Source organism: Limnoglobus roseus, from assembly GCF_008254045.1.
Lineage (GTDB): Bacteria > Planctomycetota > Planctomycetia > Gemmatales > Gemmataceae > Limnoglobus > Limnoglobus roseus.
This window is the reverse complement of record NZ_CP042425.1, coordinates 53,210-70,768: the sequence shown is the minus strand read 5'-3', so window position 1 is coordinate 70,768 and position 17,559 is coordinate 53,210. Positions and strand designations below refer to the sequence as shown.

The following is a 17,559-nucleotide window of genomic DNA, read 5'->3' as shown; positions in this document are numbered from 1 at the left end:
GCGCCGAATTCGTTTACAACCCGCGTCCAGATGCCTTCGCACGGACGCGGACCTGTGACCACACCCGATACTCCCGGCCGGTTGGCCCGCGGTACTGCCGCTCTCGTCGGCGGCGTCGGCCGCGTGCCGTGGCTCGTCCTCGCCTTGTGCGGGGTAAGCGTCGTGGCCGCCGTCTGGCTGTCGGCCACACAGATGCGGTACCAAACGCAGCGGAACGACCTCATCTCGGCCGAGAAAGAGTGCCAGAAGCGGTGGCAAAAGTACCTCGACGCCTTCGGCGATGACGACGACCTCGTCGTCGTCGTCCGCGGCACCGACCGCCGCCGCATGACGGCCGCCGCGGACGCCGTGGCCGACCGACTGCAACGGCAGCCGAAACTCTTCGACCGCGTCTTCCACCAAGTCGACCTGCGGAGCCTCCACGGCCGATCGCTGTTCTTCCTGCCGCCCGATCAGCTTCAAACGATCCAACGCCGACTCGACGGCATGGACCCGCTCCTCGGCCGGTTCAGTTCCATCGGCTGGCAAACGCTCTCCCTACAAGCCCTGCTGACGCAAGCGAAGTTCTCGCGGGACGCCGTGAAGCCGACGCAGGCCGACCGCGACCTGATGGCGACGCTGCCGGCCGTGGTCGATTCGGCGGCGCGAACGCTGGAGAACCCGGCCGACTACCGGAACCCGTGGTCGGTGGCCGGGTCGCGCGACCAGGCCGAGCAACTCCGCGAGCCGCAGCACTTCTTCACGCCCGACGGCCGCCTCGCACTCGTGCTGGCCCGGCCGGTGAAGGAGTCGGAATCGTTCACACCGGTGAAGCAAGCCTGCGAAGCCGCGCGGTCGATCCTGGCCGACGTTCGGCAGGACTTCCCGGAACTCGACCTCGGCCTGACCGGCCTGCCGGTGCTGGAAACGGACGAGATGGCCGCGTCCGACGAGGACTCCACGTCCGCGTCGTGGCTGGCCCTGCTCGGCGTGGCGGTGCTGTACCTTGTCGTCTACCGCGGCTTCCGGTACCCGCTGCTCACCGTCGGCACGCTGCTCATCGGCAGCGCGTGGGCGCTCGGCTGGGCCACGTTGACCGTCGGCCACCTGAACATTCTCTCGACGACGTTCGCCGTCATGATCATCGGCATGGGTGACTACGGCGTGCTCTGGGTCGCCCGGTACGACGAGGAACGCCGCTACGGCCGCGACGTTCTCGACGCCCTCCGCGAAACCGCCGTCCACGCCGGGCCGGGCATTCTGACGGCGGCGCTGACGACCTCGCTGGCGTTCTTCGCCACGATGCTCGCGGACTTCAAGGCTGTCGCCGAACTCGGCTGGATCGCCGGCTGCGGCGTGCTGTTGTGTGCCGCGGCGTGCTTCACCTTCCTGCCCGCGACGCTGGTGCTGGTCGAACGGCGGAACCGGAACGCCGGGGCTGAGGCGCCGATCATCCCCATCGCCACCGGCCGCCCGTTCCTTCCGCTGCTGTCGTCGCGGCCGAAGCTAGTTCTCGCTCTCGGCGGCGTCGCGGTAGCGGTGTGTGCGGCCTTCGGCGGCGCAGTGAAGTACGACGCGAACCTGCTGAACATGCAGGCCCGTGGCCTCGACTCCGTGACGTGGGAGCAGGAACTCATCGGCCACGCGGCCGGCGCGACCTGGGACGCCATGAGCGTCGCCGCGACGCGGGACGAAGCCCTGGCCTTGAAGGCGAAGTACGAAGCCCTGCCCGGCGTCGGCCGGGTGGTCGAGGCGGCCTCGCTCGTGCCGGACGGGCAGGCGGACAAGGTCGCGCACGTGGCCGCCATTCACGCGCGGTTGGTCGGCCTACCGGAAACGATCCCGGACCCGCTGGCGAGCGAACCGGACGTGATCCGCGAACTGCTCACGAACCTCCGCGGCCCCGCCGTGGACCGACTGTCCGTGGCCCTGACCGCTCCCGGTGCGGCCGATCGCCTGCGCGAGTTCGACCGCCGCCTGCGGCTCGACCTGCTCGCCGACCTGCACGAACTCCGGGCCGTCAGCCACGCCGAACCGATCGCGCTCGACGACCTGCCGGAGAACTTCCGCGAGCGGTACGTCGGCCGCCACGGCGAGTTCCTGGTGCGGGCGTTCGCGGCCGAGTCGCTGTGGGAGTTCGACAAGCTCGAAGCGTTCACGAAGGCGGCGGCGACCGCCGACCCCGCCGCGACGGGCAAGTCGTTCCGCACGCTCGAAGGGCTGCGGCAGATGAAGGGCGGCTTCGAGCGGGCCGGCTTGCTCGCCCTGTTGGTGATCGTTGCGGTACTCTGGCTCGACCTCCGCAGCCTGCGGTCGTTGTTGCTCGGCCTGTTCCCGCTGGCCGTCGGCATCGTTGCCACGCTCGGGGTGATGGGCCTCGCGGGCGTGCCCCTGAACCCGGCGAACCTGATCGCCCTGCCGCTGATCGTCGGCGTCGGCGTGGACAACGGCGTCCACGTCCTGCACGACTACGCCGATCGCCTGCCCGGCCGCCTCTACCGGCTGAGTGCCGCGACTGGTCGGGGCATCACGGTGGCGGCGCTCACGACCGTCCTCGGCTTCGGCACGCTCACCCTCGCCCGCCACCGCGGCATGGCGAGCCTCGGCCTGGCGCTCGCACTTGGTGTCACATTCTGCATGGTGGCGGCGTTGGTGTTGCTGCCCGCGATCTTGCGGCTGGCCGACGGGGTAAAGTTGAAACGCCCGGTGAAAGTGGTCCGCCGCGAGCGCGAAAAGGTGGCGGCGTAAGACTCGCCTCTCGGTCACACCTTCGCCGCGAAGAACCCGGCTGCCAGGCTGAGGAGTTCCGTGGGGCGGAACGGCTTGTTCAACAACACGACCGGCGAGCCGCTCGCGAACTCTTCGGACAGGTCGAGGTCGGAGTACGCACTCATCACGATCACCGGCAACGTGGCCGATAGTTGTCGCAGACGTTGGAGCGTCGTCCCGCCGTCCATCACCGGCATCAACAGGTCGAGCACCACGAGCCGCACGCGGTCGGCGTGACAGCGGTACAGGTCCAATCCTTCTTCGCCGTTCTCGGCCGTGAGCACTTCGCACCCGGCCCCGCGGAGGGTGGCGGCGGCCAACTCCCGCACGGTCGCGTCGTCGTCCACGATCAGTGTCAGCCCGTCCGTAATCGCCGGCGGCAGAAACAGCCCGCTCCAATGCGGTACCGTCGGTTCGCGCGACGGCGGCGGGGTGCAGGCCGGGTCGGACTGGGGCTTGTTGACGAGTTGCACGGACACGGTCGTGCCGACGCCGACCTCGCTCGCGACCGTTACGAGGCCGCCGTGCGTGTGCGCGACGCCCCGCACGGCCGACAGGCCGAGGCCGCGGCCCGGGCCTTTCGTCGAGAAGAACGGGTCGAAGGCCGCGGCCAGAACGTCCGGCGGCATCCCCGTGCCGAAATCTTCGACTCTCAGCCAGACGAGGTCGTCGGGCGAACACCCGTACTGCACGACGATGCGGCCGCCCGGCCCGGAATACGCCTCGGCGGCGTTTAGCAGGAGGTTCGTCACCAGTCGCCGCAAGAGCAGGGCGTCGGCCACCAGAACCACGGGGGCCGGGGGCGGGACGATTTCGATTTCCGGCGAGAAAGCGAGTCGCGGCCGGACGTTGGCCGCCACTGTCGGGAGGAACTCGTGCAAGGGCAGCGGTTGTCGGACGATCGTGCCCTTGCCGGTGAACGCGAGGATCTGCTGACAGAGTTCACTCGCCCGGGCGACGGCCTGCTCGGCCTTCCGCAATTCCATCTGGGAGGGGTGACTCTCGACCAACAGTTCTCGGGCGCGGGCGGCGTGGCCGAGGATGCCGGTGAAGAGGTTGTTGAACTCGTGCGCCACCCCGCCCGCCAGTCGGCCGAGGGCGGCGTCGCGGCGGGCCTCGTACAACGCCGCTTCCACGGCCGCCCGTTCCCGGTGCAGCGCAGAGAGTTCCCGGGCGGCTCGTTCCACTTCGGCCCGCACGATGGCGGTTTGCCCGGTCAGCGACAGCAGCAGCGATGCCAGGAGGACCGTGCCGATCAGCGAGATGCCGAGGGCGAGCCAGGTGTAGGGCATCGGCCGCGTCTGCCGATAGTCGGCGTCGGCCGCCACCACGAGTTGCCAGGTGCGGTTCGCAAACGTGACCTTGCGGGTCAGGTAGTTGGCCCGATCGGGCACGAGGTCTTCTGCGGCGGTCGTGGGTTCGATCAGCAGGGCCGAGAGGTGGTGGTTTTGGATCGCTCGGGTTTCCTCGATCAGTCGCTTCGGGTCGACCCAGCAGCCCAGGTACCCGGCGACTTCAGGTCGGGCGGACACCGTCATGCGGACGACGACGGCGAACCGACTGGACGCCTGGCCCCGGATCGGGCCGGCCCCCACGCCTCGCACCTCCGTCGCCCGACGGATCGCGTCCTGGTACTCGGGGGGGGGCCGTTCTTCGGGAATGGCGAACAGGTCGTCGGCCGCCGGGAACAGTGCCCGGAACTCTTTCACCCGGCCGCGGACGAGGGCTTGCTGGTCCGCCGTCGTGGCGACTTTGCTGCCGATCCAGGTCTGGTAGATGCCCAAGAGCGTGCCCAGGCGTTGGCCCTCGGCCTCCAGGTCGACGGCGAGTATGTCCGTGGTTTGCTTGAGATGCCGCTCCGTCCGGCTCTGATCGCCTTTGAGGCCGAGTTGGTGCAGGCCCGTGACGGCGCACGCGATGAGCACGAGGGGGACGGCCACTGTGCGGAGCCGCGGCTGCCAGATATCCCGCGGTCTCGCGAAGAGGGCCAACGATACGGGCGTGACGAGCATTCCGCCCAGGGCATCGCCCGCCCAAGTCCGCAGCCAATCGGTGATCGGGTCCACCGTGGGGAACTCGCCCCCGACCGCCCGCAGGGAGGCGACCACCAGGCACGACAGCGGGCCGCTCATGAGCAGGAAGAAGACGATCTCGCGGAACCGGATCAGAGCGAGGGGGCGGGAACAGAATTGGCGAACGAGGATCGCCCCGATCAGGGCTTGCAGGGTGTAATAGACCGCGGTCTTGAGGCCGAAGAGGTCTGCCGGGTCGAACGAACCGACGGCCGCCAGTCGTGCCCCCCAGAACCCCAGCAGGATCGCCGGCCCCAGGCGACGGCCGCCCGTCAGGAGGCCCCCCAGGGCAATGCCAACGAGGGGATTCCAGGTGTGTTCGAGGGGGATCGGCCCGTGAAAGAGGACCGCTTCCGTCGCCCAACACGCTACCGTGACCAACAACGAGTCTCGCAACCAATGACCCAATTCTCAAGCCCCTCGGCAAGGCATCCGTGGGATTGAACACCGCTCGAACGACCAGAGGAAGAGATCTGGGCGTGAGGGATTTGCACGCGCCGGCTCGGCCGTCCGACGCGAGAAAACCAGTTCAACCGCAGGGACTACTGCAACGTGTAGTTCAGAGGTTGAGAGCTGGTAGGAATTCGGGCCACTTTTATTCGCCCTTCCCCTGAATTCAAATGCTGATTCTGACCGTCACGTCGGGGTGAAATAGTTTTGAGGTTCTCAGTATAACCATCATTGTCGAAGGGACAGCGCCCGGGCAGAAATTCCGGGTTTTTGTCGGCCGAAATTCTGCTCCGAAGGTCACTTTTTGACGGGCACTTGCACGGGCGTCGGCGACGGGGCGGCCGTCACTTGCGCCGGCGCGGGCGGTGAGGCGGCCGCGGGCTTCGTCGTCAGTTTGTCGAGCTTCGCCTTCGCGGCGGCGACCTCCGCGTTGGCCGCGTTCAGGCCGGCCGTGGCCGTCGCGTGGGCGTCGAACACCGGCTTGCGGGCGGCGGTTTGATCGGCCACCGCCTTCTGGGCTTGGGTGATCGGCGCGGCCGCGTCGATGGCCGCCTTTTGCAGAACTGGCACTTTGTCGGTCGCCGCCTTCGCCGCGATTTGGGCGTCCGCCACCGCTTTGTTCGCCACCGCGAGTTCATCGGTCGCGGCCTTCGCAATGTCGGCCGTCTTCTTCGCTTGATTCTTCAACTCGCCGTTCACCGGCGTAGCCGTGGCAGCGGCCTGAACCTTCGCCGCGGCTTCTTGGAGGGCGGTGGCCGTCACCTGTTTGGCGGCCGCGACGGTCTGCGCGTTTGCGGCACCGGCGGCGGTGGTGTCTGCCGCAACCTTGCCCTGATCGGCGACGGCCTTCGCCGTGTTGGCGGCGTTCTGGGCGTCCGTCACCGCCTTCTGGAACGGTGCCAGTTCGGCGTTCGCCTTGTCCACGTTCGCCTTCGCCGCCGCGAGGGCGTCGGCCATCGGCTTGACCTTCGCCTCGGCCGCGGCCACCGCGACTTTCGCGATCTCGACCTGCTCGGCGACGGTCTTCGGGTTCGTGTCGGCGGCGATGAGTACCTTGCCGTCGGCTGCGGCCCAGCCCTTGACGGTGCCGGCCCAGTCGCCGGCGAAGACCTTCGCGCCGTCGTGGGTGATCGCCACCTTCAGCCCGAGGTCGCCGAACGCCTCGAACTGCTTTTGCAGCCCGCCGTTCTGGTCCCACAGTTTCGTGACCTTGTCGCGGCCGGTGGAGGCGAGCTTGCCGTCGTGGCCGAACTTCACGCTCGCGACCCCCGCCGCCGTGGGCGTTCCAGGTGCGGATTTGGCCGCCGTTCTCCATCTCCCACAGGCGGATCGAGGCGTCTTCGCTGCAACTCGCGAGGCAGTTGGAATCGTCCCGCCACGACACGTCGGTAATCATGGCCGTGTGCCCGCGGAGGCTGAAGTATTCGCGGCCGGTGAACGCCTCCCACACGAACAAGCCGCCGCTGCGGTCGCCGGTGGCGAGCAGCACGCCGTCCGGCGAGAACTCGACGGCCGTCACCCAGTCGGTGTGCTTCTTGATCTCGCGGACGACCGACCCGTCGGCGGTGCTGTAAATGCGGATGAGCTTCGACGGGCTGCCGACGGCGATCAGTGATTGATCGGGGCTGATGTCGGCGGCTAGTAGCGCATCGGACTCGATGCCGACTTCGGTAATCTTGTCGCCCGTCTCGACGTTGAACAGGACCGCCTTGCCGGCCTGCCCGCCGCGACCACCGGCGGCGAGCAGCAGTTTCCCGTTGCGGCTGAACTGGAGGCTGTTGATTTGCCCGTGTTCGAACGGCAGGAAGCCGAGCGATTCCCCGGTATCGGCGTGTTGCAAGATGACTTGCTTCTGGCCGCCGACGGCGATGAGTGGTGCCCACGGCGAAGTCGCCATCGCCAGTACCGCCCCCGGTCGGCGGGCTTTCGCCAGCGGATCGGCTTTCAACTTCCCGGCCGACGGCATCGGCGGCGGGCCTTCGGGCCGGCCCTTCGTGACGGACTTCAGGCCGATGTCGGTCTTCGGCTTCACGGCCATCGCCTTGCTGCCGCTGTTCTCGCGGGCACCCTGTTCGATCCACGTGCGAAGTACCGTGATCTGGTTGTCGGGAATCTTCTGCCCGTTCGGCGGCATCTTCGGCTCGGCACTGTGCGTGGTGAGCGTGTACAGCCGCGACTTGTTCGGGTCGCCGGCCACGACGACCTCGCCCGACCCGCCGCCCTGCATCATGGCCGCGAACGTGGCCGCGTTGAGGCCGCCCTTCTGCTTGTCGTTGCCGTGGCAGTTGACGCAGTGCTGCTTGAGGATCGGCAGCACGTCCTCGTCGAACGTCGGCTTCGCCCCGTCGGCGAACGCCGGAGCCGCGAGCGAAGTGAGGGCAAACAAGGTGAAGGTCGAACGGAGCATTCTGTCAAACCCCAGGTGCCAGTCTCAGAGAAGGAAATCCGCAAAGCCCACCCACGGCCGTGGGTGGGCTTACGCCCGTCAGTGGTTGAACATGAACTCCCGCGAGTTCATCACCGCCCAGAACACGTCTTCCAACGCCATTCGCGGGTCCTTGCCGTTCTTGATCATTGCTTCCAGGTTCAACCGTTCCTCCTCCGTGGGCGGCCGGCTCAGGCTGCGGAGGTAGATCGTCTCGATGACCTGCCCGTGCGTCTTCTTCTCTTGTAGCATCTTCGCGATCAGCCCGCCCTGCGCGACCTTTGGCCCGACGGTGTCGCCGTTGAGCAGGTGTAAACTTTGACTCAACGTCGGCTCCAGGCGCACCTCGCACGAACAGACCGACTCGCGGGTCGCCCGGCCGAACGTGCTGAGGAAGTAGGTGCTAGTGCTGCCGTCTGCGATCTGCACCGCTCGCGCGCCCTGCGGCAAGCCCGAGAACTTGTCCTTCGTGCCGGTCACTTCGGTGATGCAGTCGAGCAGCGTCTCCGCGCGAATGCGGCGGATGGCGGCGCGGGCGAAGTTCCGCGTGTCGCCGGCGTTCGTCGGTGTCGATTGCGTGGACCGCTGGTAGGCGGCGCTCGTACAGATGTCCTTCACGAGCTTCTTGAAGTCATACTTGTACCCGGTGAACCGCTTGCCCATCTCGTCGAGCAACTCTTGGTTACTGGCCGGGTTGCTGATGCGGACGTCGTCCACCTCGTTAATGATCCCCTGGCCGAGGAAGTGCGCCCACACGATGTTCGACAGGTTCTTGGCGAAGTACGGGTTCTCCGGCGACGCCAGCCAATCGGCCATCACCACGCGGCGGTCCTTGCCGGCCACGTCCGGTTCCGCGCCGCCGAGGAACTTCGGCTTCATCGGCTGGCCGCGGACCGGGTGGTTGATCTCGCCGCCGCCGGCGTTGAACACGATCAGTTCCCGGTTGTCGTCGGTCGGCTTCCGCCCGATCTGGCTGAAGAACGACGCGAACCCGTAGTAGTCGTTCATCGTCCAGCGGTCGAACGGGTGGTTGTGACACTGGGCGCACTGGATGCGCATGCCCATGAACACCTGGGCGACGTTCTCCGTCACCTTGATGATGTCCCGCTCGACCTGGTAGTAGTTCGTCGGCGGGTTCTTGAATGTGCCGCCGTTCGCGCCGAGCAGTTCCTTCACCCACTCGTTCGTCGGCACGTTGCGGGCGATCTTGTCTTGCAGCCAGGTGTAGTAGAGCAGCATCGCCTTGCGGCTGATGACCTGGTCTCCGCCGCTGCGGATTTGCAACAGGTCGGACCACTTCAGCACCCACAGTTCGGCGAACTCCTTGCGGTCGAGCAGTTCGTCTACCAGCAACTCCCGCTTGTTCGGCAGACTGCTGACCATGAACCGGGCGTACTCGTCGGGCGTCGGCAGCAGCCCGATCACGTCGAGGTACACGCGGCGGACGAACGCCTGGTCGTCGCACAGCGGCGACGGCTCGATGCGGAGTTTCTTGAGCTTCGCGTTCACCAATTGATCGACGTAGTTGTTCTCGGCGTGCTTGCCCCAGGTGAACTGCAAGCCCTTCGGCAGCGTGATGAACGGCACGCCGATCGTGAACGTCGCGAACCGGGCCATGACGAACGCCTCGCCGCGCTCGCCGGCCGTCACGCTGCCGTCGTTGTCGATCTTGGCAGATCCTTCGTTGTTCGTCAGGAAGAGCGCGAGGCTGGTCACGTCGCGGTCGGTGCCGTCGCTGTACTTGGCCCGCACGACGAGCCGTTGCTTCTCGCCCTTGCCGTCGAGCACCGCCGACGGCGGGAAGACTTCCATGCTGACCGGGCTGGCGACGGTCGGCGGGTCGAGCGGGGCGTCGGCTTCGAGCCACCGCATGACGGCCTGATAGTATTCGTCGCCCTCGCCGAACTTCTTGCCGCCGGTGTGTGGCACCTTACCGATCGACTTCTCGATCAGCAGTGACTCGGCCGGGTTCGCGAGGTTGATGCGGCGGCCGTTGAGTTCGCGGGTGAGGCGGAAGTGATCGCCGTCCGGGTCGAAGCCGAACAGCGAGAGGCGGAAGCCGTCCTTGCCGCGGGCCGCCCCATGACAGCCGCCGACGTTACACCCGGTCCGCAGGAACACGGGCATCACGTCGAGTTTGAAACTGATCGGCCGGTCCGCCGTCGCGTTGGCAACCTTCACCGGCACTTTGACCGTTTGCCCGGCGAACGCCACGACCATTTCTGTCGTGCCGTCGGCAACGGGGGTGATGGCGAAGCCGTCGCGCTTGACGAGGGCCGGGTTCACGAACGTGACTTGTGCCTGGGCGGTCACGTCGCGGGTGAGGCCGGACGGTTCGGTGGCCTGCACGACGAACGTCTGCTTGTCGCGGGCCGTTTCGAGGTTGATGTCCGGCGGGTAGACCGCGACTTTCAGCGACGGTGTCGCCTGGGCGGGAGCAGGTGCCGGCACGGGGGCCACGGCCACCGCGTTCGCCGGCGGAACCGGCATCTGGCCGAAGGCCGAAGCGGCGAGTGCGAACAGGACCAGGGGGGCTATCAGGGAACGCATGGTGCTGGATCTCGTGCGGTGAATCTCAAGGCTGTTTCAACCGACTTCGCCAATACCCCGACCGCTGATGGTGGTGGGGAAACGCGACCACGACCAGTCGATCTGCTTCTTCTTGGTAGATCGCGCTATACGGATACTTCTGCATGATGAACCGCCGACACGTCGAACGCCGCACGCGCGGTGCGATAGTCGGTTGGCTCAGCAGCGTCGTCCACATCGCATTGATGGCCTCGCGAAGCTCACCCGGTTGAGTCGAGTTGGCGAGGGCGTTGTCGATCTCGTCCTGAGCGTCCGGCAGGATGATGAACGACATCATCCGTATTTCGCCTTCATTTTGGCCATGAACTCGTCGGCGGGCATCCCCGTCGTTTCGCCATTCTCGTGAGCCTTGACCCGGCGGTTGATCTCGTCGATCCACTCGTCTGACAACTCGCCCGGATCGTCGTTATCCTCTGTACCTTGCTGCGACTCGAAGTACGCGAACAGTTCGGCACGCTCGTCCGGCGCGAGTTCGTTCCAGATCGCTTTCAGTTTCTCGGCACGTTCGCTCATTTCTTCCCCTCCGGCTTCGCCGGTGCCGCCGCCGGCACGCTCGCTTTCGCGGCCTTTTCTCGCTCCTCTTGTTCTAGCCGCAGTTGCTCCAGTCGCGTGAGCCTCTTCACGACCGGCGGGGCGGCTGGGGCGGGGGCCGGCGTTGCAGGCTTCGGCGTTGGCGGGGCGGCGACCGCGACTTTCGGCGGCAGCGGCACGTCGATGCGGAGTTCGTTGCCACCGACGCTGTGGGCGATCGTCTCGCCGTTCTTCTCGATCACGACCTGGACGTAGACGCTGTGCTTGCCGGCGGGGCTGGTCTTGTCCGTCGTCACCTCGAAGGTGATGTCCTTCGAATCCTTCGTGAACTCCACCACCGGGGCCGTCACCTTCGCCGGCAGGCCGATGAGCGTGGCCCTCGCCTTCCCGTCGAACGGCGTGTTCACGGTGAGCTTGCCGAAGAGTTGACCCTTCGCCCCTTGATCGACGGCCGCACGGTCCTGGGCGAACGTCACGAACGGCGGGGCGATCTCCAGCATAAACAGTTGGCTCGACACCATCACCGGGCCGTTACTTTGGGCCGTCACCGGGTCGTTCGGTTTGTGGCCGGCCGGCGTCGTCGTGCAGTTCGCCAGGCCGGTGAACGCCGTCCGCCACTTGCGGGTCAGCGCGTTCGGGGCGGCGTTCATGTTCACCAGGCACTCGGTCGCGTTCTCCGGGATGATCGTCTGCCCGGCGATTCCCATGCCCGGCGGCGTGAACACCGGCGACACGCTGATCGCCGCCGTGAAGCCCGGCGCCCGCTTCGCCACCACCTTCAGGAGCATACTGCCGTTCTGCACCAGCGGAACCTTTGGCTCGACGACCTCGATGCTGAACGGCACCGTCTCGGTCACGGCCACGGCGATCCGGTCGGTGATGTGCCGGTGGAACGGGTTGTTGTTCTGGCCGAGGCTGAAGTTCACGTCCAGTTGCGTCTGCGATTTCGGCTTCTCCGCCGGGTTCACCGACTTCGCTTGCATGTCGGCCAGCACACCGCCGACGGGGGCGTCGGCTTTCGCTTCAAAGACTACGGGCGTGGCCCCTTGCCCCGGCTCGACCGGGTCCGAGAGCGTCGTCACCCCGGCGGGCAGCTTGTCAAAGCCGATCGCCGCCTGCCCGCTCCAGTCGCCGCGGGCCGCGATCACCAGCGTGGCGTAGCGGTTCCCCTTCGGGACGCTGATCGTCTGCCGGGTCTGGTTCGCGGCGTTGTTGCCGTCGGCCTTCGGGATGTTCGTGTTCGTCTGCGGTTCGGGGGCCGTCACCTCGACGCGGTAGAAGTAGTCGGGGCCGCCTTTGCGGAGGTGATCGTGGACCGCCAGCACGTACTCGCCGTCCTGTGGCAGGGTGGTGCGGAAGTAACTGTCCGGGCCGAACGGCGAGTCGTCGTTGCCAACGATGGCCCCGCCCACGGCGTTGTTCGCCCACGGGTGCAGCGTCATGACCGAATCGAGCGGGGAGCCGATCCGGCGGGCGTAACAGTGGATGTCGAACGTCTGACCCTTTTTACCTGCGAATCGCAGGAAATCGGTCTCACCTGCGGCCGAGATGATGCCGTTGAACGCGCACGGGGCGGTCCCCGTGAGGGCGGTTGCCGGCGTGTTCGCGTTGGCCGTTTCGATCGCGTTCGGCAACGGCTCGACGCGGAATTTCATCCCGGACGGGTGGTCGCCGTCCACCGTCGAGACGTTGAGGCGGAAGTTGCCGTCCGCGGTTGCGGGCAGTTTCACCTTCTGTCGAATCTCGCCGGCCGGGTCGCCGATGAAGCGAACTTCGAGTTCTTCGCCCGGTCGCCCGCCCGCCGGAACCACCGCCGTCGGCCGGGGGAAGTGGCCGACGTGCAAGAGGTAACTGCCGGACCCGACGTAGGCACTGTCGCGGACCATGACGATGTACTTGCCGTCGTTCGGGCAGACGATGGAGCACCCGCCGTCTTGACCGTTCAGCGGCGAGTCGTCGCCGATGGCGAGTTCGAACCGCTTATCGTTGAGGATGGCCACGTAGGGGTCGAAGAACGTGTGGCCGAGGCGCATGCCGACGATCTCGACCGACAGCCGTTGGCCCTTCTTGCACTCGACGATGTAGTAGTCCACGTCTTCCGGGCTGATGCTGCCCTGCACGGTGCTGTTCATCGCCAGCACCTGCGGCTTCTCGAACTCGTTGTTCGGCTCCACCTCCGGCACGACCGGCAGGGCACCGACCCAGAACGTGCGGAAGTCCGAGATGCCGGACGAGGTGCGGACGCGGAAGCCGTGCTCGCCGAGGCGGCAATCGACCGCGAGTTTCATCGTGACGCGGATTTGGTCCTTGCTCAGCACCTCCGTCTTGGTGACGGTGATGCCGGGGTAGTAGACCATGACCTCTGGGGCATCGTTGAGATTCTGCCCGCTGAACGTCGCGACGACTTCCGTGCCGCGCTGCCCGCCGAACGGGGTGAGGCCGTTCAGGTGCGGGTCGGCGGCGACCGCGGACGAGGCGACGAGGAGAAGTGCGACGAGCGCGAACAGACGCATCGGTGGTGTCTCGCAGAGGTGCAGAAACAAGCTCGCCGTGCCGTACCGCCGAGATGAAACCCGGCGGTACGGCACGGCGAGGGGAGCTTACGCCAACAGTTCTTTGCGGGTCTTCCCCTCGCGGACAATGTCGATGGGGCGATCGCCCGGCGACATCAGCTTCTTGTCTGCGTCGATGCCGAGGCAGTGGTAGACGGTGTGCGCCAGGTCTTCGGTCGTTAGCGCGTCTTCTTCAGGTTCCGTTGCGGTCGCGTCGGACTTGCCGTAGATGAAGCCCTTCTTGACGCCGCCGCCGGCCAGCACCACGCTGAATACCTTCGGCCAGTGGTCGCGGCCGGCACTCGCGTTGATCTTCGGCGTGCGACCGAACTCGCTGCTGACCATCACCAACGTCTTGTCGAGCATCCCCCGCTGCGTCAGGTCGGTGATGAGTGCCGCGAACGCCTGGTCGAAGGCCGGCAGTTGTTGGCGGGTGTTGGCGGTGATCCCGCTGTGGAAGTCCCAACCGCCGTAGTGGACCGTGACGAACCGGCACCCGGCTTCGACGAGTCGGCGGGCCATGATAAACCGCTGGCCGGCCGTGTTGCGGCCGTAAGCGTCGCGGAGCTTGGCGTCTTCCGCGTTGATGTCGAACGCGGTGCGGGCCTTCTCGCTGCTGATGAGGCCGTAGGCCCGCTGGTAGAAGGTGTCCATCGCGTCGAGGTTGTCGGACTTTTCCTTCTTCGCGAAGTGGTTGTTGACCGCGTCCAACATGCTGCGGCGGTTGTCAAACCGCTCGTTCGTCACCCCGCCGGGCAGCGACAAGTCTTGCACTTTGAAGCCGCCGTTAGCCGGGTCGGCGCCGAGAGCAAACGGGCCGTAGGCGCTGGACAGGTACCCGCTCTGGGCGAAGTTCGTGACGATGTTCGGCACGGCGACGTAGGGCGGCAGGTTGTTCTTCACGCCGAGTTCGTGGCTGATGACGCTGCCCATGCTCGGGAACGTCAGGGCCGGGCTGGGCCGGTAGCCGGTGAACATGTTGTGCGTACCGCGCTCGTGGGCGGCTTCGCCGTGCGTCATGCCGCGGGCGACGGTGATCTTGTCCGCGATCTGTGCCGTGTTCTTGAGGCACTCGTTGAAGACGGCCCCTTCGATCTTCGTCTGAATCTGCGTCATGTCGCCGCGGTATTCGACCGGGGCGAACGGCTTCGGGTCAAAGCTTTCCTGGTGGGCCATGCCGCCGGGCAGGTAGATGTGGATGCACGCCTCGGCCTTCGGCCCCTTCTTTGCCGCCGTCGTCTCGGCGGCCCCGGCTTGCATCCGGAAGTAGTCGCCGAGCGTCAGGCCAATCCCGCCGAGGGTGCCGACCTGGAGAAATGTCCGCCGTCCCAACGGCGACCCGAGGCACTTCTTCTTGTTCGTCACACTGCGTCTCCTGGGGGAAATCCGTACCGCCGGAACAACCGGCCCGGACTGGCCGTGATGCTTGGACGAAATCAGGGGTGGGAGAGTTTCGTTGGCCGTCGCTTTTGTGGCAATCGGCCGGCTTATTCTACGCATTCGTCCGGCCATCGCCGGAGAGTCAGGCGGGTTTTCTCAACTCTCACCAGCATAGTGAGACTTTGAGGGCGGGTCAATTACCCAATCGATGAAGTTTCGAAGGGGGCGGGGGTCACGCGAACAGGCCGTCCAACTCTGCTGCCCGCTCCCGCAACTTCGCCTCGCACTCAATCTCGGTCGCCGCTTCCGTCAAAATCGTGCAAACCGGATGCCCCGCCGCGATCTCTTCTCCGGCGTGCGGGATGTCCGCGAAGTCCGGCCGCCGCCAGACGTCAGTACAGTGAGCGAGGGAATCGTCCCAAGGGCCGGAGGGCGGGAAGATGAGAGAGTGGGGGGCGTAGTAGATGGCCTTGCCAAAGACGCCGGATGGGCAGTCCAATCTTACGTCACGGAGTGTCGGAACGAACTCGGCTTCCGGTTCAAATTCGCGAAACTGCCGGGAGAGCAACGCGACGCCCGTCGCGTACTCATAAAGCTCAACGGAAGCCGGATAGCGAGGGTTGAATTCCACCGGGCAGACTTGGCCGCCGCGCAGAACGAAGTCGAGGCCGAACAGACCGATCATGCCCCAACTCTGACACCACCACGTGATGCGTTGAAATTGATTGCGGATGGGTTCGGGAAGGGGGACGGGACCGACGTTACCCGCGTATTGGAATGGCCGGGAATGGAACCCTCCTTCGCCGACGAGTTGCCGGCTACAGCCGACGAGTTCAATGCCTTCCCGAAGGGCGTGAAAGAGGGCGGAGTACGACGGACCCGCAGCATACTCTTGAGCAAAGAACGGCCCGTCTGAAACTACTTCCCATTCAGGCGGTGTTGTCATCCGGACACCCAACCCGGCCGAGCCTCGCAGCGGCTTTTGAATCCACTGCCGATCGGGGGTCAAGAGCTTGCCGGGACGGACCACTGCCAACGGAGCTTTCAACCACCTCGACCACTCGAAAGGGTCGCGGACACACTCCAAGTTTTCTGCCATCACCCCCCGGAGCGGGTGCGAAGTCGAAATGGCGGCGACCACGTCCGGGTAGTTCTCCAACCCGCCGGTGTACATCCACGGCATCGGCGGTAGCGTCCTCGCCAGTTCGACGAAGCCGTGCGGGTACTCGGTCATCGGCAACTTGCGGACGGGGCATAGGCGTTCCGTGTCGGCGTCGGCGAACAGGTCCAACACGAACGGGTCGAAACCGGCCCGCAGTGCGGACGCTGCCGCCGCCCGCCCGCTTGCGCCGACGATCAGGAGTGGCTGCCGCGACATCGGGAAACCGGAGGGATCGAATCGTTAATAATAGAGCGTGTCCAGGTTCGCCCGCTTGTCGACGAACCGTTCCGGCGTGATGACATCGGCCACTTCCAACAGCACCTGGAACTGGGCCGCCCACGCGAACGCACACCACATGTAATAGGCGTTAATCAGCATCAACGTCGGCAGGCTCAAGAAGACGAAACCGAAGCCCATCGACGCCACGCCGATCATAATGAGTTCGCAGACGAGGCCGATGAGGACGACCCAGATGATTCGGTACACGAACCGCATCGACTGGTGGCCCAATTCGGGCGACTTCCCTTCGACCGCATAGTGGTTCGCCAGCGTCCCGATGAGCGACAATTTGGCAAACTCGATCCCGCCGGAGAACATGATCAGCACGAACACGTGCACGGGGAACGTCTGCATCGCGTGCATGATGATCAGCGGCAGGTTCGTCACCCCGCTGATGTTGCTGAACAGGTTGGCCAGTAACAGCGACCCGAGCAGACTATTCTCGTTGTTCAGCCCCTCGAAGCCGACGATGTCGAGCGAGATGTGCCGGGCCGTGAGTTGGAGCAGGCCGATCATGCTCACGACGTGAACGAGCATGACGATCAGGCCAGCGACGGCCATGTGCCGCATTTCCTTCGGCCCAAAGCAACAGAACCCGAACCCGACGATCGTCAACAGCCAGTGGACGATTACGCCGATTATCGGAACCCAGAGTACGGGGTTGTTGCCAGAGTGCAGCAGCAGCGTCGAGAAGAAGAACACCGAGGCGAAAAATTGGCCCGGTGCGGCGGCGACGGCCCCGTAGGCCATGAGTTGGATGCCGGTGCGGGCCGGCCGGGCCTCTGCGCCGACCTTCTCTAGCAGCCGTTCGAACTTCTCCTCGTCCGTCGGGCCGCGGCGGCGGGGCCGCTTGGCCTCCGGGCTGTCTTCTTCCTCTTCTTCGACCACCTTGCCGCGTGTCACCTTCCCCCCACGGGTGGGAGCGGGCTCCGGCCGTCGGGCGACGGCGGGCGGGGGTTCCGGCGGGCGGCCGAAGGGCAGGGGGATGGCCGGTTTGGCGGGCGGCGGTGGAGGGGGCGGCGGTGAGACCGGGGCGGCGACGGCCGGCTGGAGCTGAAGGACCGTCTTGCACTGCGGACAACGGATCGTGTCTGCCGCCGGTGGCACGCGGAGCATCACCTGACACGTGGGGCATGTCACCATCAACGACATCGGGGAGGGCTCCGCTGACCGTCTCGGCTGATAAGTTTTGTTAACTGTAGCTTCTGCACCGGGCTGACACAATCGTTAGATTGAAACTCTTACGCTCGGTTCCCTCGTCCCACGAAGAATTTCCAGTCTGGCAGTATGCGGGAACTCGGCAATTTGTTCGAAAAGTGACGGCACAACCGCGTGGGTAATCTATGCTTCGCTCATCCCGAGTGGTCGGTT

At 66.0% G+C, this 17,559-nt stretch carries 10 protein-coding genes and 1 pseudogene; 1 reads left to right on the top strand and 10 read right to left on the bottom strand.

The genetic code is table 11. From position 1 onward, the window contains the following. Window positions 1–54 precede the first annotated feature (54 nt). Window positions 55–2,727, top strand: coding sequence for an MMPL family transporter (locus PX52LOC_RS00295; protein ID WP_168218733.1), 2,673 nt, complete (start codon window positions 55–57; stop codon window positions 2,725–2,727). Between the two features lie 14 nt (window positions 2,728–2,741). Here PX52LOC_RS00295 and PX52LOC_RS00290 read toward each other — a convergent pair whose 3' ends face one another. From PX52LOC_RS00290 to PX52LOC_RS00250, 10 genes and pseudogenes are all read right to left on the bottom strand, one after another. Beyond that, window positions 2,742–5,201 (bottom strand): ATP-binding protein, encoded by a 2,460-nt coding sequence (locus tag PX52LOC_RS00290; protein ID WP_168218732.1) that lies wholly within the window; start codon window positions 5,199–5,201, stop codon window positions 2,742–2,744. A 366-nt stretch (window positions 5,202–5,567) separates the two neighbouring features. Beyond that, a complete protein-coding gene (locus PX52LOC_RS42220; protein WP_246173848.1) occupies window positions 5,568–6,527 on the bottom strand; it encodes a hypothetical protein in 960 nt (319 codons plus the stop codon). Between the two features lie 109 nt (window positions 6,528–6,636). Further along, window positions 6,637–7,677 (bottom strand): annotated as a pseudogene (locus PX52LOC_RS42215) (c-type cytochrome domain-containing protein); the annotation flags it as partial. A gap of 78 nt (window positions 7,678–7,755) precedes the next feature. Further along, window positions 7,756–10,245: a DUF1549 domain-containing protein gene (locus PX52LOC_RS00280; RefSeq protein ID WP_246173621.1), complete on the bottom strand. Its 2,490-nt coding sequence runs from the start codon at window positions 10,243–10,245 to the stop codon at window positions 7,756–7,758. A 25-nt stretch (window positions 10,246–10,270) separates the two neighbouring features. Then, window positions 10,271–10,561: a hypothetical protein gene (locus PX52LOC_RS00275; protein WP_149108191.1), complete on the bottom strand. Its 291-nt coding sequence runs from the start codon at window positions 10,559–10,561 to the stop codon at window positions 10,271–10,273. Continuing rightward, window positions 10,558–10,797, bottom strand: coding sequence for an addiction module protein (locus tag PX52LOC_RS00270; protein ID WP_149108190.1), 240 nt, complete (start codon window positions 10,795–10,797; stop codon window positions 10,558–10,560). Before PX52LOC_RS00270 ends, PX52LOC_RS00275 begins: the two co-directional genes overlap by 4 nt. Continuing rightward, entirely contained in the window at window positions 10,794–13,328 is a 2,535-nt protein-coding gene (locus PX52LOC_RS00265; RefSeq protein ID WP_149108189.1) for a PPC domain-containing protein, read from the bottom strand. Before PX52LOC_RS00265 ends, PX52LOC_RS00270 begins: the two co-directional genes overlap by 4 nt. Before the next feature lie 87 nt (window positions 13,329–13,415). Further along, window positions 13,416–14,732: a DUF1501 domain-containing protein gene (locus PX52LOC_RS00260; RefSeq protein ID WP_246173620.1), complete on the bottom strand. Its 1,317-nt coding sequence runs from the start codon at window positions 14,730–14,732 to the stop codon at window positions 13,416–13,418. Between the two features lie 247 nt (window positions 14,733–14,979). Next, complete coding sequence (locus PX52LOC_RS00255) at window positions 14,980–16,125, bottom strand: ATP-grasp domain-containing protein (RefSeq protein WP_149108187.1); 1,146 nt, start codon at window positions 16,123–16,125, stop codon at window positions 14,980–14,982. Window positions 16,126–16,149: 24 nt separating this feature from the next. Continuing rightward, the gene (locus tag PX52LOC_RS00250) at window positions 16,150–17,331 is read right to left on the bottom strand and encodes a zinc finger domain-containing protein (RefSeq protein WP_168218730.1); all 1,182 of its coding nucleotides are present in this window, start codon (window positions 17,329–17,331) and stop codon (window positions 16,150–16,152) included. Window positions 17,332–17,559: the final 228 nt, after the last annotated feature.

Excerpts from the sequence above, each read along its gene's own strand:
- PX52LOC_RS00280 (WP_246173621.1), bottom strand. The coding sequence starts at position 10,245 with ATGCGTTCCCTGATAGCCCCCCTGGTCCTGTTCGCACTCGCCGCTTCG.
- PX52LOC_RS00275 (WP_149108191.1), bottom strand. The coding sequence starts at position 10,561 with ATGATGTCGTTCATCATCCTGCCGGACGCTCAGGACGAGATCGACAAC.
- PX52LOC_RS00270 (WP_149108190.1), bottom strand. The coding sequence starts at position 10,797 with ATGAGCGAACGTGCCGAGAAACTGAAAGCGATCTGGAACGAACTCGCG.
- PX52LOC_RS00265 (WP_149108189.1), bottom strand. The coding sequence starts at position 13,328 with ATGCGTCTGTTCGCGCTCGTCGCACTTCTCCTCGTCGCCTCGTCCGCG.
- PX52LOC_RS00255 (WP_149108187.1), bottom strand. The coding sequence starts at position 16,125 with ATGTCGCGGCAGCCACTCCTGATCGTCGGCGCAAGCGGGCGGGCGGCG.
- PX52LOC_RS00250 (WP_168218730.1), bottom strand. The coding sequence starts at position 17,331 with ATGGTGACATGCCCCACGTGTCAGGTGATGCTCCGCGTGCCACCGGCG.